At 29.0% G+C, this 25,294-nt stretch carries 17 protein-coding genes; 3 read left to right on the top strand and 14 right to left on the bottom strand.

All coding sequences use genetic code 11. The features are described from left to right. Nucleotides 1-357: 357 nt before the first annotated feature. From LQ611_RS08490 to LQ611_RS08435, 12 genes are all read right to left on the bottom strand, one after another. Nucleotides 358-639: a hypothetical protein gene (locus LQ611_RS08490; RefSeq protein ID WP_103361564.1), complete on the bottom strand. Its 282-nt coding sequence runs from the start codon at nucleotides 637-639 to the stop codon at nucleotides 358-360. 146 nt (nucleotides 640-785) lie between these two features. Continuing rightward, nucleotides 786-2,111, bottom strand: coding sequence for a glycosyltransferase (locus LQ611_RS08485; protein WP_107565824.1), 1,326 nt, complete (start codon nucleotides 2,109-2,111; stop codon nucleotides 786-788). Between the two features lie 23 nt (nucleotides 2,112-2,134). Then, the gene (locus LQ611_RS08480) at nucleotides 2,135-2,977 is read right to left on the bottom strand and encodes an ABC transporter ATP-binding protein (protein WP_411814896.1); all 843 of its coding nucleotides are present in this window, start codon (nucleotides 2,975-2,977) and stop codon (nucleotides 2,135-2,137) included. A 58-nt stretch (nucleotides 2,978-3,035) separates the two neighbouring features. Beyond that, nucleotides 3,036-4,247, bottom strand: coding sequence for a glycosyltransferase family 4 protein (locus LQ611_RS08475; protein WP_107565825.1), 1,212 nt, complete (start codon nucleotides 4,245-4,247; stop codon nucleotides 3,036-3,038). Between the two features lie 12 nt (nucleotides 4,248-4,259). After that, nucleotides 4,260-5,072: an ABC transporter permease gene (locus tag LQ611_RS08470; RefSeq protein ID WP_025905439.1), complete on the bottom strand. Its 813-nt coding sequence runs from the start codon at nucleotides 5,070-5,072 to the stop codon at nucleotides 4,260-4,262. A gap of 21 nt (nucleotides 5,073-5,093) precedes the next feature. Then, a complete protein-coding gene (locus tag LQ611_RS08465) occupies nucleotides 5,094-6,920 on the bottom strand; it encodes a hypothetical protein (RefSeq protein ID WP_107596807.1) in 1,827 nt (608 codons plus the stop codon). 30 nt (nucleotides 6,921-6,950) lie between these two features. Beyond that, nucleotides 6,951-9,584, bottom strand: a complete 2,634-nt coding sequence (locus LQ611_RS08460) for a glycosyltransferase (protein ID WP_107565827.1) — start codon at nucleotides 9,582-9,584, stop codon at nucleotides 6,951-6,953. Further along, on the bottom strand, nucleotides 9,584-10,528 hold the full coding sequence (locus LQ611_RS08455; RefSeq protein ID WP_025905442.1) for a hypothetical protein: 945 nt from the start codon (nucleotides 10,526-10,528) through the stop codon (nucleotides 9,584-9,586). Before LQ611_RS08455 ends, LQ611_RS08460 begins: the two co-directional genes overlap by 1 nt. Before the next feature lie 18 nt (nucleotides 10,529-10,546). Continuing rightward, on the bottom strand, nucleotides 10,547-11,830 hold the full coding sequence (locus tag LQ611_RS08450; protein WP_107565828.1) for a nucleotide sugar dehydrogenase: 1,284 nt from the start codon (nucleotides 11,828-11,830) through the stop codon (nucleotides 10,547-10,549). Between the two features lie 210 nt (nucleotides 11,831-12,040). Then, a complete protein-coding gene (locus LQ611_RS08445) occupies nucleotides 12,041-14,029 on the bottom strand; it encodes an acyltransferase family protein (protein ID WP_119494841.1) in 1,989 nt (662 codons plus the stop codon). A 145-nt stretch (nucleotides 14,030-14,174) separates the two neighbouring features. Next, complete coding sequence (locus LQ611_RS08440) at nucleotides 14,175-15,341, bottom strand: glycosyltransferase (protein ID WP_107565830.1); 1,167 nt, start codon at nucleotides 15,339-15,341, stop codon at nucleotides 14,175-14,177. Nucleotides 15,342-15,355: 14 nt separating this feature from the next. Continuing rightward, entirely contained in the window at nucleotides 15,356-17,029 is a 1,674-nt protein-coding gene (locus LQ611_RS08435) for a CDP-glycerol glycerophosphotransferase family protein (RefSeq protein ID WP_107565831.1), read from the bottom strand. A gap of 135 nt (nucleotides 17,030-17,164) precedes the next feature. Between LQ611_RS08435 and LQ611_RS08430 the strand changes: the two genes are divergently transcribed. Further along, nucleotides 17,165-18,592 carry a glycosyltransferase family 2 protein gene (locus tag LQ611_RS08430; RefSeq protein WP_107566114.1) on the top strand — a complete coding sequence of 476 codons (1,428 nt, stop codon included), beginning with the start codon at nucleotides 17,165-17,167 and terminating at the stop codon, nucleotides 18,590-18,592. Nucleotides 18,593-18,644: 52 nt separating this feature from the next. Here LQ611_RS08430 and LQ611_RS08425 read toward each other — a convergent pair whose 3' ends face one another. Further along, nucleotides 18,645-21,842, bottom strand: a complete 3,198-nt coding sequence (locus tag LQ611_RS08425; protein ID WP_107566115.1) for a CDP-glycerol glycerophosphotransferase family protein — start codon at nucleotides 21,840-21,842, stop codon at nucleotides 18,645-18,647. Further along, nucleotides 21,839-23,077: a CDP-glycerol glycerophosphotransferase family protein gene (locus LQ611_RS08420; RefSeq protein ID WP_107566116.1), complete on the bottom strand. Its 1,239-nt coding sequence runs from the start codon at nucleotides 23,075-23,077 to the stop codon at nucleotides 21,839-21,841. Before LQ611_RS08420 ends, LQ611_RS08425 begins: the two co-directional genes overlap by 4 nt. A gap of 485 nt (nucleotides 23,078-23,562) precedes the next feature. Between LQ611_RS08420 and tagD the strand changes: the two genes are divergently transcribed. Continuing rightward, nucleotides 23,563-23,955 carry a glycerol-3-phosphate cytidylyltransferase gene (gene tagD, locus LQ611_RS08415; protein ID WP_107566202.1) on the top strand — a complete coding sequence of 131 codons (393 nt, stop codon included), beginning with the start codon at nucleotides 23,563-23,565 and terminating at the stop codon, nucleotides 23,953-23,955. An 87-nt stretch (nucleotides 23,956-24,042) separates the two neighbouring features. After that, on the top strand, nucleotides 24,043-25,176 hold the full coding sequence (locus tag LQ611_RS08410; RefSeq protein ID WP_204175553.1) for a serine hydrolase domain-containing protein: 1,134 nt from the start codon (nucleotides 24,043-24,045) through the stop codon (nucleotides 25,174-25,176). The last annotated feature ends 118 nt before the right edge of the window (nucleotides 25,177-25,294 follow it).

Below are 25,294 nucleotides of genomic sequence, written 5' to 3'. Positions count from 1 at the left end.
AATGGTATGGAGAGTGAGTTGGTTGGTTAGATGGGGATTGGTCAGTATTGGTTGGATGGCTGGGGATTTGGGATTGTATTGAGGTTGCTATGTTGCTAGTTTGGTCAGTCTTGCAATATTCGGGGGCTCTATGTTGCTAGTCATGCCCCACTTGCAATGTTCAGACCCTCAATATTGCTAGTCATGCCCCACTTGCAATATTCAGACCTCCTATTTATCTAGTTTGATGAGTCTTGATAAATACAGAGCTCCTATTTATACTATGAAAACAAAATCAATTCTACTAATAAAAAAGTACCTTCCTCAAAATTATTTTCTGGAAGGTACTTTATATTATATCTACTTTACAGCTAAACTCTACAAGATCAGATTTTCAAAGTTACGACTGACTTGGGATACTTTTTCTTGGTTTCCGACTTCTCTATAATATAGGATTGCTTTTTGATACATTTCGATTGCTTTTTTTCTGTTTTTTTGTGATACGTATATTTCAGCAAATTTGTTAAATCCGTCTCCCATTATTTCAAAATCATATCTTACTACATTTGCTTCTAGATCTCTTAGTAACATCATTGCTTCTCGTTCATTACCTACTTCAATAAAATTGCTAACGCGTTCTATACTCTTTTTAATATACATCTTACAATTACTCCTTCTACCGTTACTATCATAATTATATAATTGTAATCCCAATATTTACAAAACACAAGTTACTAAATATAATTGATGACTACTTCAAAACACATAAAAAAGGTCTTCCATGCCGAGGCATGGTAGACCTTCTGTTATTTTGTATCAACTTGAGTTATTGAATGCTCCAATGGTACAAATTGATTATAGACTTCGAGTAATTTTGATTTTTCATTATTCCAATTGTAGATTTCTTTAGCTTGTTTAGTGTTTTCACTTAATTGATTTCTTAAGCTTGTATCTTTTACAAGTTGATTCACTGCATTAGCTATTTCTGAAGCGTTATGTGAATCCACAACTAAACCGGTATTAGTTTCTTCAACTACTTTCTTAATTTCTGGGAAGTCACAACTGATAACTGGTACGTGAGCCATCATATATTCAAATAATTTATTTGAACTTGCTGAATAGTGATTGAAGCAAATGTTCTGTAACACTTGGAACCCAAGATATGCTTCACGCGTATATGATGGTAATTCTTGAAATGGTACTTTATCTAAGAAATGAATTCTATCAGCTTGTTTGGAAGCTTCGGCTTGTTTTTTTAAAGGTTGCGTTAACTTCCCTCCACCGATAAATAGTAAATGCCCTTCTTCAATTTCATCCATCGCTTCTATAAGCAATTCAAGTCCTCTTCCTTGTTGAAGTCCGCCTTGATAAAGTAAAATTTTCTCATCTTCATTGATGCCTATTTTCTTATGTAAATTGATTTGTGGCTTTTCTTCAATATTGTATTTCTCTGAGTAGTTATATAATGTTTTAGGATAGAATCCATATATATCTTCATTGTATTTTGCTCTTGTATGATTTTCTACAATCATTTGATCTACAAATTTTAACATAAACGACTCAATACGCTTAATTGTCTTTGGATTATAACCAGTTCTGTCAGATTGAACTTCATGACTATCATAAATTAAAGGTTTTGGTTTTAAGCGCAATTTAGAACATACGATAGCTTGAGGCAATGTATTTAAATCATTTGCATGATAAATATCAGCATTTTGTATATAACCTTTTACAATCATTCTCGTAATAATTACACCATTTATAAACCATTTTCTTATTTTTTTAAACTTTATCATACCTGCAGCAACCACGAGTGATAACAGATAAGCTGCCATTAATGTGAAACTTATATAGAAAAGACTTGGTATAATAACAACTTGTACACCAGCTACAACTAATAAGAATTTCTTACCATGATCTTGATAAGCTTGCAATAACCATGTATATCTCTTCACTCTATGAACTTTAAATGTGTTAGATATTTCTTCATAAGCTGAAATAGCAGGATTTTTCGGATCATTTATCGCAATTAAATTTACATCATATCCATTATCCGCTAAAGTTGTACACTCTCTATTGACTCTTGCATCATTCGTAAAATGATTCCATACAAACATTGTGACCTTTTTCATTTGATAACCTCATTCCATGCAATTTATAGTATCCCTACTTGGAATAGTAGTATATATATCCATGCCACACTCATGATCCCAATCATCGCTAATAAACTTGTTGGTCTTTTTTCTTTTTGTATGACTGAATCATCAACTTCTTTATTACGTTGTTGTTGGATTTTAATACGTTTATATTCTAATTGTTCTTTTTTCGATTTCTTTTTTACTTTCTGAATGAGATTAACGTACCTCGCCACGATATCATTGACTTCACCATATGCAACCATCTCACCATAATGTATCCAAATCGCTTTTTTACACATTTTTTTAATTTGTCCTGCTGAATGAGATACAAAAAATATTGTTTTTCCTTGTTCTTGTAAATCATGCATTTTATCTATACATTTATTCGAAAATGTTTCATCACCTACTGACAATGCTTCATCGACAATAAGTATATCTGGATCTGTATGAATCGCAATTGCAAAGCCTAATCTTGATTTCATACCACTAGAATATGATTTTAAGGGTTGATAAATAAATTCATCAAGCTCACTAAACTGAACAATATCATCAAATTTTTCATTTATTTCTCGTTGCGACATACCGTGCATTAAACATTTATAATGAATATTTTCTTCACCTGTAAATTCAGGATTTAACCCTGCGCCAATCGCAATTAGCGACGGCTTACCATTTGTATAAACTGTTCCAGAAGAAGGTTCAACAACACCGCCTAGAATATTAGATAAAGTTGATTTACCTGAACCATTCAGTCCAATTATGCCTACAGAAGTCCCTTCTTCTACTTCAAATGAAATGTCATGTAAAGCATAATAAGGTTTAGATTTATAACTTAATCCAAAAGTAAATAAAGATAGCAGCTTATCTTTTCTGTTTACATTTAAGTCGTAAACTTTCGAGACATTTTCACATTTTATTTTATAAGTTTTTGTCATCTCTATCACCTTTTCTTAAAAATGTCATAAGCTTTTCAATATTATCTTCCCAAATAAGGTGTTCATCACGATATTCACGTGCATTCTTGGCTTTAATGGATAATGCTTGTTCATCATGTTTTAATGATTCAATTTCGTTTACGATTGTATCTATTGAAGCTTGTTTTCTTGCAAATCCTAGATTATATTTTTGAATAATGGCTTCAGTTGGACCACTAATATTAGATATAGGAGGTGTTCCAACACCAATAGCGTCAACAATTTTTCCAGGCATCACATTCATAAACACATCTGAAGATTCTAAAATTGAAAGTGAAATATGATGTTTAGATATTTCAGTTAAACAAGCTGTACGATCCATAGGCTTTTTCACTTGAATATACTTACAATCTCTCACAGCTTTTCTAAATTTGTCAGCTTGAACACCATAAACAATCGCTGTAACATTGATTTGTTTATCATTTAAAGCTAAGCATATAGAAATAAGTTTATCTACATCTTGGGCATATCCAATATTTCCTGTATAAATAACACTAAAATCATTATATTTTTCTTCACTTATCAGTTCATTTCTTGAAATGCCGTTTGGTAAATAAAATATAGGCACTTTTCGCTGTAATCGCTTCTGAATATGTGACCTAAATGCTTCATTATTAATGACAATTTTATCTGCAGAATTATACATTTTTTTCTCTAAATATTTTAACAGTGGCATAAATAAACTTATGTTAATATGCTTTAATCCATTTACACTGTCTGGCCATAAATCTCTAATTTCTAATACATATGTCGGATGTTTCGCACTTTTAAAAAATAGCGTCGCCCAAGCTAGAAATATATTTGGACTAGAAACATACACAATATCGTAATCGTCATTGTGCATTTTCAAGAAGACTCTTAATCTAACGTATTGTTCTATATAATAGACTAACCTCATGATAAAATTACTATTTTGCTTATTACCATGCATTTTCATTCGAATAATTTTCTTCTTTTCTAATTTATTTAAAGATTCATCTGTAAAATAAGATTGGTCTTCAAATAAACTTTGGTTAGGATATGTTGGCTCAGTTGTTAACATTGTCGGGTCTGAACCACTTGAACGAAAAGCTTTGAACATCATTTTCATTCGATTTGCGGCTGACCCAAGTTCTGGATAAAAATTTTGTGAAATCATTAATAATTTCTTTGTCATATTATGAACACCCTATAAGTAGTCTAGTAATTTCCGTTTAAACCTTGAATGAACCAATGAACCTATTAATAATAATATAATTGTTAAAAGCCAAAAATATAAATGATCATGCCATTGTCCGTACACAGATACGTTATCATGCACAAATGCCGTACGATAAACACCTACTAAATATGCAAATGGATTTAGACTTGCTAACCTTTGTAAAATACCATGTGCTTCTTCCATCGCCCAAAAGATAGGTGTCATAAAGAATAGCATTCTTATAACATTTTGTAATAAATTTTTAGTATCGCGAATAACAATAATTAATGTACTCATAATTAATGAAATACCGAAAATAATTGCATAAGATGCGACTAAAAAGTATATAAACCAAAAGTAATGCCACCAAGGTACATAGCCATTAATAACAGATATGACAAATAAAATGGCTGATGTAATCATTAAATTAATCATATTATTTGTTAAAGCTATAGAAATAAATATTGAAGATGGGAACTTCATTTTTGATAAGAGTCCTACATTGCCTTGAATTGCAGATGCACCTGTATTGATCCCTTGTGATATAAATAACCAAGGAAACAAACCTGAAATAAGATGTACTAAAAATGGTACGCCTACTACTTGTGCACTCGCATCTCCTCTTAAACCTAAACCAAACACAAGATAATATACAGCAACTTGTAAGATGGGTTGTAATATATTCCAAAATACACCAAGATAATGATTGGCATATTGACTTTTCATATTATAAATTGCAAGTTTAAAAATTTTAGGTAAATTATTAAATTGTTCTTTAAAGATTTCAGTAACTATCTTCATATATAACGACCTACTTGATTTTTATTTTTCAATAAGTTCAAATTGTGAAGCGCTGATCCATGATGTTTTCTCAATTTTTTTACTTGCGTAGACAGAAATTGTAATTGATGATTGTGGTTCTATCATCAATTCCAAATTGTTTTTACTCAAATCTACTAAGTCGATTGGCTCACTTTCAATATCAAAGTACACCGTATTTCTGCCATTTTTATTATGATAAAATGTTCTCAACTCAAGTGTAATCGTGTTATCCTGCGTATTCGTTAAAATCATTTTCTTTTGATTTTCATTACTAAATTTAGGTGTTAATGCACGAAATAACTTTTTTTCATTTTGTATGACTTGATAGAAATCTTCAGTTTGAATCATTACATGAGCCAAACTCTCAACATCTCTATTTGTGTCTTCTTCTAATTGAATTATTCTATACTCTAATGTGTTCATGTCATTGATTTGAAAATAATTTAAAATTGGCCAATGATGTTTAATCATCAATTTATGTAACATTTGGTTTTGCTTATCTTCCTGCTCAATACTCATAAATTCGAATAAGATATGCCTCGTATTGATTAAGCTAAACACGTCTAAATAATCATCACTTTCTTGAACAATACAGCTATGCCAACCGTTCATTCTAGATTCGTAATACAACGTTTCGTAAGGATGATAACCTAATTCAATCGTCTTATAGAGCTCATTTCTATTAATAAATTCTATTAAATAATCGTGAGATAATTGATCTAGCGGAAAATCTTTAGCCCATTTTTTGATTGCATTTTCATACGGTAAAAATGAGTCTGTTCGTTGTATCCGCTTCGGAATAATGTTTTTAGCAAGTTCAAAGATAGTAGACTTTAAATGTATACAATGATTAAACGACCTATTCTCATGATAATAATTAATTAAATGAATACTATGATCTGTTTCGTATAACCGATATCTATCGATCAAATTTGAATTGACTGCTAGTTGATCCATATTAAATAGCGTATGCTTTAAATTTAAATTATATGCCATTTTTTGAGAGATATATTCATCTATACGATAAATACGAGCAGCATGTTCATGTTCTAATTCATCTATATTTTTTGTATAAGTAAAGAAATTCACATCATTGATATGTTCTTTAATATAAGATAAGGATACTTTAGAATCATGACCAGCAGTGATAGAACAAATCACTTTTTGATTAAATCGAAATAAATAATCAACCGCTGCTTCAATTTCATGGTTAACGATACTATATACTTCTTCTGCTGATTTCTTAACACATGGGTTGATTGGATAAATTCTTTTAATTGTATGGTCTGTTATATTAAATCTTGTATTGGCATTGAATTTATAAACATCTTTATATTTACTATAGTCTAAAAATCCATATGACTTATGTGCGATTCTTTCACAAGTCTTATCAAAACATAACTTTACGAGTTGATTCACTAATTCAGAATGACTAGCATATAAATCATGAGATGCATGATAATACAATGATAAAAATGACGTTGCATCATTATATAGTAGCAAACGTCCATTATACTCTATTAACATAACATACCTGCCATTATAAAAACTCATCTCTTCAAGAAAAGCATAAGAATCTATTTCGTGAGATAATAATTGGGCGCATATTTCAGGATATTTTAAATCGACATGTTTCGTATGCACAAAATGACCTAATATGACTACTTTGATATCATTCTTTGTATACTCATAAGCACTTAAATCATTTGAAAAATAAATCGTAAAGTCAGTAAATTGAACATATTGACGATAGTTTTTATCTTCAATTGAAATTTGTCGAGGAACGATCATATATGCTTTGTTAAAATTTATGAACGTATTATCCATCATACACACCCCCTTATATCAATCATGCAATTATTGCTGAACTTCTTGCTTTAAATGTTCAACATATTGATTTAAATCATGGTCTTCTGGACGTTTATATTGATCATACAAACTATATATTTCTAAAAATCGTTCTACCGCTTCTTTTCTTTCTTCTGGTTTTACTTTTTCTAATCTTGGCAAATACCAGCCTTTAACGTAAAAATTAAATCTATGTTCTAAGTAGGATGTTAACAATCCATGTTTTTCGTAAAATGGAATTCTTTCAATTTCTAACGTGTAATATTTATCAAATAGCTTCTTAGAAATCGAATTTGTAACTGATCCAGACACAGCAGCATAATACATATGAATAACATCTGTTACAGCTTGTACTTTTTTAGAATGAATCATTAATTCTTGGAAGAATAAAGTATCTTGGCCAGCAGCACCTTCAATCATTCGAATATTATTGTCTTTAATAATTTGTGATTTAATGATTAAAGCTTGAATACTTTGAGCACGCAGACCACATTTTTTCATATATTTTTTAGGGTCTTCGATTAATAATTTTCCATCGTTATACTTCATAACTGTGCCAGCATAATTAAACAATGCTCTGCGCTTATTATCTTCTTTAATAATATTACCGATAACCATATCGACATCTTTATTCGATTCTATTTCTTCTAATAATGTTGCATAACCATCACCAGTAGCTTCGTTATCAGGATCTAAATAAGTAATATAATCTGTAGAAGCAAGTTCAGCACCTTTATTTCTAGGTCTTGAAGCACTACCTGATCCCTCTTCATATGCATAGTAAACGATATCTGGGTATCGTCTTCTTAATCGATTAATAATAGATATCGTTTCAGAATCCGTACTACCATCATTTACGAATATAATTTCCATATCTTTAAATATTGAAGATCTTCTTAAACTTCTCATACACTTGTCTTCTAAATAAGTACCATTATTATGAATTGGAATAATGACACTTAATTTTTTCTTACGGTTACTTTGACCATATAAAGATGCGTCATAAATTTCTGATTGATCTAAATTATAGCCATTTTGAGATTGTGTAATATTCAATTGTTGATCGAATATATTTTTATGATACATTGTTACATATTTATTTTGAGCTTTTTCAATAAATTGATGTGCTTCATGTTGTTTATCTTTCGTAACAAAATCAACATCTACATATTTAAATGCTGTTAATAAATCTTCTAAATAATATTCTTCATATTCGATTGAATCTTTCATGTAAGTTATAAAATCATATTGTGATGCATCTTCTATCGTATCTTGCGCTTCTATAACATCAAACTGAACATGTAATTGTCGATATAGAATATCTTTCATTTTATCGGTTAATGCATCAACAACTACGAGTATTTGTGATTCTTTTTGAGTCGGTTCAATGCCAATATATGATAGAACTTCATCTAAGCGATGATACGTTGTACAGTTTCTCATCACACTACGTATACTTTTAGCCTGCATATCTTCTATTTCATATTCTTGATATTGGTTCATAATTGGTGCCACATCAGTTTTATGATTAATCATAAATACATTTGGAAATTGATTATTAACACCTACTGAATAGTTAGATAAGATTAAATTCCCAAAAGCTTGTAATTCAAAGATTCTATTAGCAAACATCGTTTCTGAATATTTTACTGAATTGACATTTACTGCCCATCTATATACTTTATGCAATTTCATTAGTTCTTCATGATCGATTGGCATAGTTAAAAATGGGATATATTTCATTGGGAATTGGTAACGTCTTCTTCTTAACGGTAAGTTTCTATCGACAATTGTTAAGTCATTTTCATTATTGATTAATTCATCAAAGATTCTTGCAGATTCTTGGTTTCTAACAGGATATTTCTCAGTCCAACTTCCTGCAAAAATAACATCGTTTTTAAATGATTTATTATATGGATTTCTCGTACCTACTGGATTATGGTAATGAGGATTAATACCAAATTGAAGTACATGTACTTTATCATTTTGACAATACTCTTTATAATCTTCTACCACTTCCGCAGCAGATGTCAGAATAATATCGCATTCTGTCGCAATATCTTTGTATAAATGGAAATTGACAGGGTCTTCTTTAGAATAAAAGACTATCGGTATATTGAATTTTCTAGCCTTTTGAATGCCTTCAATGAGCATTCTTCGTTTCTCACTATTTACTGAAGCTAACCCTGTCCAACTTCCGTCTATACCTCTCCATGCTGTCGCAACAATCACAACATCCATATCTCTAGTTAAATCCGTAAATTCACTATCTAAATAAACGATATTACCTATATCTTTAAATGAGTTATATAAAAATTCATCAGCAATGAGACCAACTTTGTATTTATTTTTAATAAATACACGTGACGTATCAGAATTTACAAGTTTTGATAAATGTTGTTGGTGATTTTCAAGGAAATCTAATTTTGCTTCTTCTGCTACTTTTTTATAGTAATTATGATGATTTGTATGATCTTTAACCTTTTTTAATTTATATAGTCCATACATATAATCTTGTTCAACAATATCTAACACTTCTTCTAATTGTTCAACTTTTGTTTTATCATCAAAATTAACTAAAGCCTCTTTAGTGGATTCGATATTACTATTTCGATTGATATTTGTTGGCATATTTGAAGACATTATGATTTCCTCCTATTTCTCCAACTCCAGTATTTCGTTTGAATCTTTCCTAATTTAGAATTTTTCAAATTCATATATAGTCTTTCATACTGCGCTTTTTCTTCTTTTTTATTTGTTTTTTGTAATGAGATATTTTCGTTTATCAAACGAACAATTGCAGATTTTGATTCTTTTCTTTCTTCTTGAAAGTTTGTAATCATATCCAGCTGTTCTAGTGTTAACTCGTTATAATTTTCATATTGCTTAGCTTCTAAATCTTGAATTATACTTTTATCTTCTAAATCATTTAAGCTAATCCAATATTTTTTCTTTTTAATTATGATCCTTACCGATTCTGCCTTTAAGAAAACCATATCAATCGAGACGTTATTGAAATCAAATTGTTCTTCATCCAATGATAAATCGATTGATTTGTGCAATGCACTATCTTGATAAAAAATTGTAGATTCTTCTATCGATACTTTTTTATTAATAGGAATTGCTCTATCTATATCTTTCGTAGGCACAAACCCTGTAAATGTTCCTTTATTAAATACAGCTTCTAACACTTCACCTTCAATTAAATACAACGCTCTAGATGAAAAGTTCTTTTCTTTAAACAACAAATTATAATCAACTTTAAATCCTAGTTCTCTATTAATTTGTGGTGTAGAGAAATGACGTAAATCCACTCTTATCGTATCAATAGGTTTCGAAATTAATTTGATAGAATGATTTAATCTTGTCCATCCTATAATATTCGTACCTCTTACAATTAATCCATATAGTTCACTTTCTATCTCTTTTACAGAAATAACTTTTAATGCTTTATTTAAATAGTCAGACGCATAGCCGACTGTAAGTTCATCATCATCTACATCAAATATTTCTTGATTTTCTGGTTCTCTTAAAATAATTTGAAAGCTCAATCCGCTTTGAATAATTGGACTTTTAACATCTATCATATGAAGACCCCTCAATCTTTACTTATTAAATGAAAGTGCAATATCTTTTCCGAAAGTATATAAATTACCGTAGTTGTAATATTTAACTTGCTCAAATTGTGATTGAACAACATTTTTCGTATCGAAAATGACTTTGTCTTTCATACCTTCAAAATCTTGATCTACTAAAGTTTTGAATTCTGAATGGTCACTTAAAATCAATACAAGAGATGCATCTTTAACGGCTTTTTGAATATCTTTTTGGACAAAACCTAGCTCAACATGTGGATCATATGCTTCTACTTGAATATCATTTTCTTTTCTCAAATCATTATATATATCAAATGCTGGTGATTCTCTGACATCGTCTACATCACCTTTATAAGTTAATCCAAATACAACAACCTTATGACCATTTAAAGTTTCTAAAATTTTCTTAGACTCATTAATAACATATTGAGGCATTGAACGATTAATACGTCTACCTTCTTGAATGAGGTTCGTCGTTTCTGGATCTTTAGCGATAATAAAGTATGGATCAACTGCTAAACAATGACCGCCAACACCTGGACCTGGTAAATGAATATTCACGCGTGGATGTTTGTTCGCCATCTTGATAACTTCTAATACGTTAATATCTAAATGATTACATACCATCGCAAGTTCATTTGCTAGCGCAATATTCAAGTCACGGTAAGTATTTTCCATTAACTTACTCATTTCGGCTGTCTTAGCATTTGTTTCAATCATTTCACCTTGTACGAATGTTCCATATACACGTTTACCCGCTTCAACACATTCTGGTGTTATACCACCAATTATTCGATTGTTATGAATAAGTTCATGTAATATTTTTCCTGGTAACACTCTTTCAGGGCAATGTACTAAAAATATATCTTTACCAATTTCAAATCCTTGGCTTTCAAGATATGGTTTAACATGATCGTCAGTTGTTCTTGGTGCTATCGTAGATTCTACAATGACCGTATTACCTTTTTCTAAAAATGGTACGATAGATTCAACTGCACCCATTACTAACGAAATATCACATGATTCATATTGATCATCATTATTTGGAGTTGGAACTGCAATAATAAATGCATCTGCTTTTTCAGGTTGCATACTTGCTTTGAATTTATTTTTAGCTAACACTTCTTCATAAGCTTCTTGTAAGCCAGGCTCTTCAATATGAATTTGACCATTATTTAATTTATCTACTGCTTCTTTATTTATATCGACACCTACAACATCTACACCATGTTTCGCAAACATAATTGATGTTGGTAATCCAATGTATCCTAAACCAATAGTAGTTAATTTCATATTTTATCCATCCTTTAATAATTAATTGTTAAGCTATTACTTTCGTAATGTTAAATATATTGTAACTTCTATGAATACAATAAACAGGCGTTTAACAGATACTTAAGGAAGGGTTTACACTCTTTTATCATTGTTTACAATTGCTCAATATTTCGTGTTAAAAATAGCCCCTCGCTCATATAAATTCATATGATTGAGGGGCTTTATAGATTAATGATTAAGTTCTTTAAAGTATTGTTCGATATCTTTCTTTATTTTAGGACCAAACGTTTTAGAGTAACTATTTGATATATGCCCTTTATCCATATATACAATGACGTTACCTATAACTGGCGCAAATTTTCCATCTTCTTTGAAATACGATGTATAGTCTACATATTTTGTATTTGCTGGCTTTTGTTCAAGTTGATCCCATTTAGATACTTTTGGCAAACGTTGTTTAGCATTCATCTTCTGTATCGTTTCTTGTTCTCCGAATTTATCTAATGTTTCTGGGACATTAAACTCATATCTCGGATTATCTCTTATTGCCATAATCGGTGTTTTTGTATTTGTAATGTTTTGATATTGTTTTAATTGTAATGGATCGATTTGTCCATTTACATCTGTACTTGAATCTGCAGTTGTTACAACTAAATCGACGTCTTGTTTATCAAGTTCTTTAATTAAATTTTTATTCCACTCTGTACAATCTCGGTCACTGTCTTTTGTTGTTAATACACAGCCACTTTTCGTCATGCTTAATACTCTATAATTTCCTTCTTCAGCTGCTTTTTGAAGTGCGCCTAACCAATGTTGTGCGTGAGAGCTCCCTACTAAAGCGATTGTCTTATCATAGTTTTCTTTTTTACCGTACTCTCCTACTAGAACTTTTGATTCACCTATTTTTTGATGTACTTTGTCTCTTGTAGAATCTGGTGATTCGTTTCTGATTTTTGAAAACTCTGGAATTGCTTCTACACCTTCTTTAACTTTTACATGCTTTTCTGCAGCCATTGCACCAGGATAATTTTCACTCAATGCTACCTTTTCTTTTTCAAAAGGATTATTAAAGATAACGAAATATAAAGATGCGATTGCCAATAACTGTATCGCTAATCCAATTCCTAATTTTTTGAATGCAATTTTATCAGAAGATGCTGTTCTGATTGGCTTTTCAATATAACGTGTCATGAAATATGATAATAACCATGATAGTAAAATCATACAAATACCTAATACAATTCCAGGTCGTTCATTATTATGGTACTGATAAAATGATAAAATCACCCAATGCCATAAATATAAGCCAAATGACAATCCGCCAACTTTAACCATTATAGATGAGCCTAAGAATTTCTTAACACCATATTTAGTTTCATAGTTACCAGAAACGAGTATAAATACGGCACATAACATTGGCCATAGTGCAATATATCCAGGAAACATGGTTGATACATTAAAAATAATGCCTGTTAAGATCAAGCCAATTAAACCTAACCATCCAATTAAACTTGCTACTAGGCGGTTAATTTTAATTTTATTAAGGTTGATTGCTAATAAGCCACCGAGAGAGAATTCCCAAACTCTTGTAAATGTATGGAAATATGCCCAAGGTTGATTGACGTGCGTTAAATAAATAGAATACGATAACGAAACGATAAATAATGTACCTAAACAAAGGTTTATGACATTAATAACTTTAAGGTTGGTGTATTTTTTATATAGCATAAAAATCAAACTAAAGATGACAAACCAAATAATATAGAATTGTCCTTGAATCGACATTGCCCAAAAATGTTCAACTGGCGTCTTCATTTGATCTTTATTTAAATAATCTGTACTCGATAAAGCGAGTTGCCAGTTTTGATAATAAAATAAAGAAGCAAAGATTTCTTTTATCGTTTTGCCAAGTATTGATTCTGGCAATAAGAAAAAGCTTAAGATAACTGTTACGAGTAAAACAGTTATAACAGAAGGAAATAATCGTTTAATTAATCCTGTTATGTAAGGTATAAATTTAAATGACCCTGTTTTATTGTATTTAGAAATAATGGAAGTGGTAATTAAGAATCCTGAAACAACGAAAAATACATCGACGCCACCAGAGACTTTTCCAAACCAAATATGATATATCGCAACTAATAATGCTGCAATAACTCTTAGCCCTTCAATTTCAGGTCTAAATTTTTTGTCTAGATTAATAGGATTTGTCTGCATATAAAAATCTCCTTTAAGTATTATACAGTTGTAAGTATATATATAAGGATATTTATAAGAAAGATAATTAATTAATATTTACAATATCTTAACACCCTATTAAAAATTCCCTAACAATTGTCTTGTTAGGGATTGAGGTTGTTGCTTATTTAAAATGCTTGTTTAAATCTTTCATGAATTGCTCATAAATGACATCACCGTCGAAATCGTTACTTCTTTCTAGACCTTTTTGTATGACATTTTGAACATCATGATGATGATAATTTTCAATGACATACGCAAGTTGCTTTCCATATTGTTTAGCATCTTGGTAGTCTACTAAATAACCGTTTTTCTGATTTTCAATTAAAAATTCTGGACCATAACATCCTTTATAACTGATAACTACATTTCGTTGATACATAGCCTCTAATATAACAAGTCCAAAACCTTCAACTCTAGATGGAACAGCCGTAATTTTACTTTCAGCTAATACTTGTGGTAACGCATTAGTAGTAGGCTTAAGCTTCACAATATCTTGAATTTTATATTGATTGATCAATTGATGGAATTGTTCTTTTTCTTGTCCATCTCCATATAATTCTAATTGAAATTGGTATTTTCGCATTGTGTCTTGAATTAAATTGATACTATCTAGTAACAAATCAAAACCTTTTTCATGCTCAAATCTACCTGCAGCAACAATTGTATTATGTTTCTCTACATTATATTGAGTTTCATTTAGTATATTTGGAACAATAATCACTTTAGTGTGTGTTAAACCTTGTTGATAATCTTGTTGGTCCTCTTTAGTTAATGTCGTAAATAAATCTAGTTGTTCATAACTTTTAAGCATATCTTTTTGATATTGCTCATCATGCGCATGTAAATACATATGTTCCATCCCAATTTTAAATACCGACTGACTTGCATATTTACTAACAAGTATATTGTAACTTGCACGTGTACCTACAATAATATCTGTATTCACATTCTGAATGGCTTTAACAATTTGTTGCTCAATATGACTTGAAAATTGATGAAGTCCAGGTTCAGACGGATGAATAATTTTAGGACTCAAAAAAGGTGTGTACTTATTGATTCTATTTACAAATATATTTTTCAAACCTTTAATGGTTTTGTTATATTCAATAATGGGTTGAATTTCAATATTTTCATGCAACTTAAAATAAGGTTCATCGCTCGCTTTAAATACTGACAATATTTTTACAGAGTGACCTTTTTCACTTAATTTATTTGTCAGATTAGAAATCGATTTCGTCGTCCCACCCATATGATAAATATTGTGAACTAAAAATGTAAAAGATTTCATATAAATCCCCCTTTTCAGTCCATAGCTTGTTCTATCAATTGCGTGATAGTTTCGTATGACTGATTATTTTTGTTGATAAATTGATCACTAATCGTATGATAATGGTTATTCATAATTGCATTAAACAATAATGACTGTTCAAAATATTGATTATCATTGATTGTTTCATAAACTTCTTTATATAAACCACGGTTATAATCATAATTATTAAAATCTGGTGTATATAAATATACTTTTTTATCAATTGTTAGTGCATCAAACACGATTGAAGAGTAATCACTGATTACAATGTCAGAAACAAGTAGTAATTGTTGTGTTTCAAACTGTGTTGTATCGATATAATTATGTTGTTTATTGGCATGATCTTCTTCGTGATATTTATAAATAATGTTATATTTCGCTTTCATCTCATCTGTAAATTCTAATAAAAACTCTTCTTCTTGATTATCTCTCCATGTCGGCGTATACAGAATTGTTGCTTTTTCAGTATTTAAATTTAACTGTTGTTTGATTTTATTTATTTCATTTGAATTTGAGTGTTGCTCTAATAAATATTGATTTCTTGGATAACCACATGCAACAATTTTTGTTTCTTCTAATGGAAATGCAGATTTAAATACACCATTGATAGAATCCACATCCGTTATAAAATAATCTTGTTTAATTAATTTATTATATTTACGTGCTCGATAATTATAAATATCAATATTTTGTTTAGGTTCTTTGCTGTCTAAGAATAGTCGTTTTAAAGGCGTACCGTGCCATAACTGAATGATTGTACCATTAGGTTTATAATGATCTGGCAAGTAGCTTTCAAGTATCACTACATTTGCTTCTTCTATAATTTGTTTCGTATCAGAATGAGATGGTGACACAAAGTGATCACCCTTTTCTTGGTCCGTAATAAAGTAAACCGTATATTTAGGGTGTTGCTTTATTAAATATTCAAATAAATATTTTGAATTACCTCTGTAACCATAATCGAAACCTAAAAATACAATATGTGGCTTAATTTTCGACTGATCTTTGTCATATATATTAATTGCTTTCATTTGTTTTTGTAATGCCGTATTATTTAATTTTTGATACGCAACTTTAGGTAATTGAAAATGTGATTTTAACATGACTTTATCAATTGTTCTTGCGATAGATGGAAGGCGTGTTTCTTTCGCCTTAAATATTGGTGTTATGCCATTTAAAAGTGCATTTTTGTTTAAATAGAATTTTTCTTCAAAACTGAGACTTTCATTTTTAAATGCTGCTAAACAGCTTGCACTTGGTTTACTTTGATGAACATAATCAAATATAACGTGAGGATCAATCTTAATTTCATCCAAGTGAAAAATCGCATTTAATGTGATATCAAAAATCGTTTCCCACTTATAATTAGAAATTATCCATAATAGCTCATCTTTTTTGAAAATAATATTTGGTTGAAGCGTTATATTATTAAACCAATCAGCAACTGTTATAAATGCCTTTCCCATATATCTACTATCGTTTGTATAATAACCATTGTTTGTATAATCAACAATATAAGATTGGTTATCCAATTCTAAATTGTTTAATACTTCTTCCCTAACTTGCGTATATTTATCTATTAAAATAATATGATTTTCTTCATGACATTCTGTAATTAAATAATTCTTTAAATTATGCTGGTCATGAACATTTATAATTTTAATCATTTTACACCTCATATATTTTAATTTAATACAATAAATTGACTCATTGTCTATTCATATTATATTATATTAATAATGTGAGACAAATATGCCGCATTGTATATATTTTTTATTTTTATAAACGAATGGAGTTAATTTATGTTATTCAAAAGTAAAAAGCTTTTTTCTATTATTATCACATCTTATAATAATGAAACTAAAATAGAACGCGCAATCGATTCAATATTAAATCAATCACTAGATAAAAAATATTACGAGGTTATCATTGTAGACGATCATTCTACAGATAATACTCAAAACTTAATTAAAAACTATGAAGCTAAAAATATCAAATTTATCATTTTAGATGAAAATTCAGGTGGACCTTCAAAACCTCGTAATACCGGTATTAAAGAAGCAACAGGTCAATATATTTATTTTCTAGATGCAGATGATTATTTAGCAACAGATATATTAGCAAGAATTGCTAATGACGATAAACTTCTTAAATCAGACATGATTGTTGGTAGAACGTTACGTCAAAATGACCATTCTTTAACTGTACATGCTAGATTCATGAGTAACGATAATCGTTATAATTATAACATCAATGACATCCCATATATATATAATCACTTTGGTCCGCCATCAAAATTTATTAAACTGAGTTATATTAAAAAACACAATATAAAGTTCCCGGAAAACTTACGTTTTGGGGAAGATAAAATGTTTTTCACTTTCTTAAGTCCTTTTATTAATAATGTATCTACGGTGACAGATAATTGTTCGATTATTGACAGAACCACATCTAATGAATCACTTACTAGAGGTATAGATTTTTATGAAAAACGGGACTCAGATTTAGAAATTATTCATCATTTACTAAAACAAGAATCAAACGCTAAAAACATTCGATTGTTAAATCGTTTTTTCGAGTTTGATCTACTGAAAAGTTGTAATAGTCACGTATTCCTAAATAGTGATGAAAAGCAACAAGTTCATTATTTTAAACAACTGAACGAGCTTTTCAATCAATCATTTATAAAAACAGATATCATTCAAACAATCAGTCAAGAATATACAGACGCAATTACGTTTATTCAAAATAATGATTTTGAGTCATTTATCAATTTCTTTACTTGGTTGAAAAAACAACCTAAAATCATTCAAAAGCAGCAACAACAAACAATATTAACTGATGCTAATGAAAGATTCACAATACCATTTCAACAGGCAACGCTATTAAACATAGCTGAAGTAGACAAATCCATCAAAATACAAATTGAAATAGATGGTATAGATACTGACAAAATACGTAACTTGTCTCTTATGTCTCGTAAAGATTACAAAGATGATATCGTTATTGAGAATATAGATGTCCAAGATAACCTCTTAACCATCTCAGTACCTAAAACTGAAATTAATATTAAACCAGCAGCAATTTATAACTGTATCATCGTATATGATGGATTTAAGCATTTAAATATTAAATTTGGTTATGATAAGAAAATTAATTTAACGGATAAAAAAGGTGTTTTCTACCCTACTATAAATGGCAATCTTTCTTTAAAATTAACGAATAAATAATAAAAAGCAGAACTGACACACAATTACAGCGTCAGTTCTGCTTTTTGCTTATTTAAAATAATTTATCGACAATTTGTTTCGCCGCTGTTCCTTTTTCAAATGAACAGAATTTCTCATAGAATTTATCATATTTATCTTTATATGATTCATTAACCGTTTCTATATTTAGAATAGCATCTATTAAGCTTTCATTGTCTTTCAACAATGGACCTGGTGCTTCATCTTCGAAGTTCATATAGAATCCTCTTAAATTGTCTTTATAATGTTCTAAATCATATGTGAAGAATAGTAATGGTTTCTTTGTATTAGCATAATCAAACATTACAGATGAGTAGTCTGTAATACAAATATCACTAATTAAATATAAGTCACTAATATCTTCATAGCTCGCAACATTATAAATAAAACCTTCTAATGATTTATCGATAATAATATTATTACTAATAATGATATGTGGTCTTAAGAGAAGCACGTACTCGTCTCCAAGTTTTTCTTTCATTTGATGTAAATCTAATTTTAAATTAATTAAATGTTTTTTCGCAGATGATACTTCGTCATCTCTAAATGTTGGTGCATATAATATCACTTTTTTATCTTTAGGAATTGAAAGTTTACGTTTGATAATATGTTGTTTTTCTTCAATATCACTTTCATTTTCATAGAAGATATCATTACGTGGATAGCCCACTTCTAGCATTTCTTTTTTAAAGTTAAATGCAGATTTAAAACAACTCGTTGCGTACGGACTTGGTGAAACTAAATAATCCCATCTTGAAACTGAACGATTAATTCTATCAATATAACCTTCATCTCTACCTTTAAAGTCATCAACATCATTTAACATTTTTTTCAATGGCGTACCATGCCATGTTTGAATATATGTTGTGTTTTTCTTTTTCTCGATATAGTGTGGGAAGTTCTGATTATTGATCCAGTATTTAGCTAATGATAAATATTTATAATAACTTGGGCTTAAACGTTTCACTGTTATTACATTTTCATCATCAAATGGATATATTTTGTTGGATACCCATACGATCTTATAACCTTTATCGAGCGCTTTAATTTGATCGTAAATCATTTTAGGACTATCTGTAACTTGTTTACCTAAGTTACTTTCTATCACAATTAATTTTTCATCTATTTTCCCAAATCTCACTAGGAATTTATTCATATACGACATAATATCAAAGTATTTTTTATGTCTTCTAAATCGTTTAAACACATGTTGTGAAAGAATATCATATTTTAATGCATCTTTAATGATATTTCTACGTTTAAATGATTTAGCTTCTTCATATATACGTTGTGAATTGTTTGTATCTTTATATGCTACAAAGTTATTAGCTTTATTGATAATTTGTTGTTCATTCTTGAAGTCGTTATCAACATAATGGTTAGCCGCTTCTATAACTGCTTCAACATTATCAACAATTCTACCAGGTAGTTCTTTATCAAGATCTAAATGTGATGGTAATCTTCCGATAAATCTATCTCTATCAAATTGATAGTAAATAACTGGTTTTTCTAAGAAACTAAAGTCAAATGCAACACTTGAATAGTCTGTAATCATCAATTTACTTTCTTTAATAAGTAATTGAACATCTACTTCACCTTGTCTAATGACTTTAATGTAATCAGGTATATCAAAATACTCAACAAATGCTTGCATATTAGGATGTAAACAGAATATGATGTCTACATTTTTGGATTGAGCAATTGTTTTCCATTCTGGTCTATTCAATAAGTCATTATAATTTTGTAGATAATCAGATTCTAGAAGACTATTAATATTTGTTATCCAGTCACGCCATGTAGGTATAATTAAGATTTGATTTTTAACTTCTACGTTTTCCTTAAATAATTCATCAAATCTTGAAAGACCTGTAACTTTCGCCTGATATGAATCAAATAATAAATCTCTATTGACGATTTGTTTTTCTCGATTAGAGCTTGTTATAAACATATCAACGTTAAAGTCTTTCAATTGTTTACCATTAATCTGCGTTAAGTTTTTAGCACCTAACACACCATGTTGTAAAAAGACGCGTTTAGCTCTAATTTTTTTCACATAACTTGCTTCATGACTTGGGAATAATAATTCTGTGTGATGTGTACTGCAAATCACATCTGCTTTGATCATAACTTCAAAATGTTCTTTTGATTTAAAATCAATTACATTTCCATATGGTTCAACATTTTTTCGTTCTTCAGAGTTTTTATCAATAACATAATATACTTCTTCGTTAGGATGTTCAGTTCTCATATATTTAAAGAAGTGATAACCATTATCTTGAGCTTTATATGATTTTTCACCAATTACCCAAACTTTATTTTTATTCAAATTATTCTTAATTAATGTTGGATAGTCATGCATTAATTTTTTATACGCTTCATAGTCTTCTTTTGCATATTCATTAATTCTAAACGATAAGTTTCTACCTTTCATCGTGAAATATGGTATAGCCGTTTTTACTGTTTGACCAAGATCAATTGATACTTCACCTTTAGCAAATCTTTCTACCATAATTCTAGGATTACCTAATTTTACATCAATTACATTTTTAAATTCTTTTACTTTTATACTTAGGAAGATATCGATAATGTCTTCTGAATCAAAATCATTTTCTAAATACTGCTTAAGTTCATTTAAAATATCAATTTCAAAATCATAACTTGTAGAGTTTAGTTTCTTATATACATTAAATACAGTAGGTTCTAATGGGATCTCAATTACATTTTCACTTAACCTTGAAGTAATTCTTAAATGAGCATATTCAAGTGTTGAATTTTGAATCGAGAACTTACCTTTTAAAAAGGCTTGTTTATTATTAATAACAATTTTATCTATATGTCTTCTAGCAAAGTAAGTAGAAATCGGCAATTCTGGCTTTAAGGTAAATTGTATAATACCATTTTTAGTAATATACGGTGTGATCGTCGTTTCATCATTAATGATTGTTTCGAAGTTTTGAATATAATATTCATATTTTTTTATATTTATTTTTTGAATAGATTGCGTAATGCCATCAGATTTTTCGAGTAGAATAAAGATAGTTTCTCTATCATATTGTGAAAATTTCTCCAAGACTTCATTTAAATTAATTTTAAATTTATTTTTGATGTTTGATTGTGGAACCATTATTTCATCAAATTCATTTTTTATATAAACATTTTTAATATTATCTAATGTTTGATCAAACTCGAAGATTAATAATTCACTTTCTTGATAAATATTTAATATTTTCATTGTTCATGAAACTCCTTTTCTTTATCTAGAGTACGTATGATTTTTTCACTTACTCTTTTAGTTGCTTCTCCATCATCAAGTTGATTATATTTATGATTAAATGTTTTATAAGTGTCTGATTGAGGAATGTCTACATACTGCATTGATTTAATATAATCAATTAATGTTTCACTTGTTTCAAAGACTGGTCCTGGTAGATCTGATTCATAAGGTAAATAGAATCCTCTAATATCATTAGCATATTCATCTTTATCATATGCAAAAAATAAGATTGGTCTACGCAAATTAGCATAATCAAAATAAACAGACGAATAATCTGTGATTAATACATCACTCATTAAGAATAATTCATTGATGTCATTAGCATCTGATAAATCATACACATTTTTATAATCATCTAAATTTAAATGATCTGATACTAAATAATGTGCTCTTATGAGTAATACATATTCATTAGATAACTCTTTACTAAAAGCATCTAAATCAAGCTTCAGTTTAAAATTGTATTTACCAATATCTGTACGATCATTATCTCTCCAAGTCGGTGCATACAATATAACCTTTTTATCAGAAGGAATATCATATTTTTGTTTAAGTTGATGAATATATTTTTCATCATTTAACTGAACTAAGTCATCATTTCTTGGATAACCTAGCGTCAACATCTGTTCTTCTTTTAAATTAAAAGCAGATTTAAATCGTTCAGTTGCAGTTTCACTTGGTGATATGAGGAAATCCCATCTACTTGTTTCTTTATTAAAGCCATAAAGATATTCTTCAAGTGTGACATCTGGTATTGAAATAACCGTTTGATCATTAGCTAATTTCTTTAAAGGTGTACCATGCCATGTTTGAATATATAGTTGATTATCTTTCTTTTCTATCTGTGGTGACAACCTCGTATTAGCAATCCACACTTTAGCTTTTTGATAGATTTTAAAATATTGCTTTGAATTTTTCTCAACAGTATCAATATTTAAAGCTCTTAGTTTTTTGTCTAATTCCTTATTGTCAGTTACTACAATATGCTCATAATTTGGTAGATTTTCGCTTAAGTATAAATAAAGCATTCTTGGAGAATCTGTAAATGATTTACCATTAAATGATTCATATACAATTGTTTCTTCTAATTTACTTGGGAAAATATCTGTAGCATAATGATTAGAACGGATTGTAGATAAATATTTACGGAATTGGGAAATCATATAACTATATTTATATTCCCCACGTTCCATAGCTTTAATCTCCATATATTTAAATACACTTTTTATAGAAGTGTTATAATTAAGTTTTCTTAACAAAATTGACAAACCACTTCTATTTTTTAGTATAAAGTCAAATTTATAAGGAAATAGAGGATTGAAAACTTTGTTAAAATAATAAATTAACTTCTCTACATCTTTAGAATTAATTTCTTCCTTATTATTAAAATATGTAATCGTACTTTTAAATGAGTTTTCTGTCATCAGAAATAATTTTTCTTCCATAAATACTCCTCTAATTCTTAATTTACACTAAATTAACATATTCTATTATAATACACTACTGATTTATAAATTAAAACTAATGACTATACAACGTATTGTAAAATGACTTTTATAATTATTTTTTATACCATTGTCTTAAAATGCCTTTAAATTAAATTTACAAACTTTTCAAACTATTTACAATAGTACCTATATATATTAATATTAAACATATAAAATAATGAGGTGAAAAAATGCGTAGAGTACTTACTTATGGAACTTATGATTTACTACATTACGGTCATATAGAACTTTTAAGAAGAGCTAAACAATACGGAGATTATCTAATTGTTGCTTTATCAACAGATGAATTCAATAAGTTAAAAAACAAAAAGTCATACTACAATTATGAACAAAGAAAAATGATGTTAGAATCAATTAGATACGTTGACTTAGTTATTCCAGAGAATAATTGGGAACAAAAAACAGATGATGTGAAGAACTTTAAAGTAGACACATTTTTAATGGGTCATGATTGGGAAGGCGAATTTGACTTCCTAAAAGATTATTGTGAAGTGATATACCTTAAGAGAACAGAAGGTATTTCAACAACTCAAATTAAAAAAGAACTCTACGGTAATGAATAGAACACTTAATTGTGTTCTTTTTCATGATATTAAATGTAAATATTTTCAATTCGTGGTAATATAATGTAAAAACATCAGGAGAAAAACATGAAGAAAATATATAAACTAATATTAGGTTTACTCGTCATATGTCTTATCATTGTTGTAAAAGATATTTATCAATATCGTGAAGCAAAAAAAGAACAAGCACAGTCATATATCCATAAAAACCAAACCCAGAATAAACAAGCTCAAAAGAAACAAACATCAACTAAAAGTTTTCATGAATCTAACGATATTGATAAATACTTAAAATCTAAAGGATTTAATGGAAATATAACGATTTATAAAAACAACCGCCCCATTATGAGTAAAGGATATGGTTTTAGAGATGTTGAAAATGGTGTTGAAAATGATGCTAAATCGATGTATCTTCTTGGGTCAGCTAATAAATTTATAACTGGTTTAATGTTGAGAGAATTAGAAGAACAAGGTGTTATTAATATAAACGATAATGTTAATAAATATATTCCGAATTTCCAAAATATATACCCCATAACTATTAAGGATTTGATGTTGCATAGAAGTGGCTTAGCTAAAGTAAATTTCCCACCTACCGTTAGAGGATTAAATGGCGCGATAGAAAGTATTAAGCTAAATGGCGTTGTCCCTCAAAATTATCATAAATATTTTTACAATGATGCTAATTACATTACAATAGCTAAAGTTATAGAAAATGCTACACATAAATCTTATAAGCAGAATCTAAATGAGCTCATTATTAATAAAGCTCATTTAAAATATACTGCTCGTTTTGACTCTATCAATCACCAACAGTATATGGTAAATGGTTATAAATTAAAAAATAATCAGTATATATATTTCTATCCAGCAACTTTAGATAAATATGATGGCGCTGGAAATATATACATATCTACAGATGATATGGCAAAGCTTGTTAATCAATTCAAAAGTAAACAAATATTAAATGGATCATCTACTGATATTTTACTTTCAAAAATTGACACGCATATTTTTCCAAGCTCATATAGATATGGATTTTATAGATACCCGTATCATCAAAGATATAGAGGTATATTCTATCAAAATGATTTTGTGACATACTCTAACGATCAATATATCGTATCAATCGCAAGTAATGTATTAAAAGATCATTATAAAAATGATACTGAAGATATGCTAAAACATATATTTAAAGACATACTCAAACAAAAAATATAAAAATAGAGAGCGGACTTTGTCCACTCTCTCAGAGTGTCGACAAAGTCTTAGACTTTGCCGGCATTTTTTATGCGCATGCTTTTCGCGGGCATGTTCTCAGCCTGTAGTCTTCGAATCA

It is taken from the genome of Mammaliicoccus sp. L-M44, from assembly GCF_022386355.1.
Taxonomy (GTDB): Bacteria; Bacillota; Bacilli; order Staphylococcales; family Staphylococcaceae; genus Mammaliicoccus; species Mammaliicoccus sciuri_A.
The sequence above is the reverse complement of the archived record's forward strand: the minus strand, read 5'-3'. Positions and strand labels throughout refer to the sequence as shown.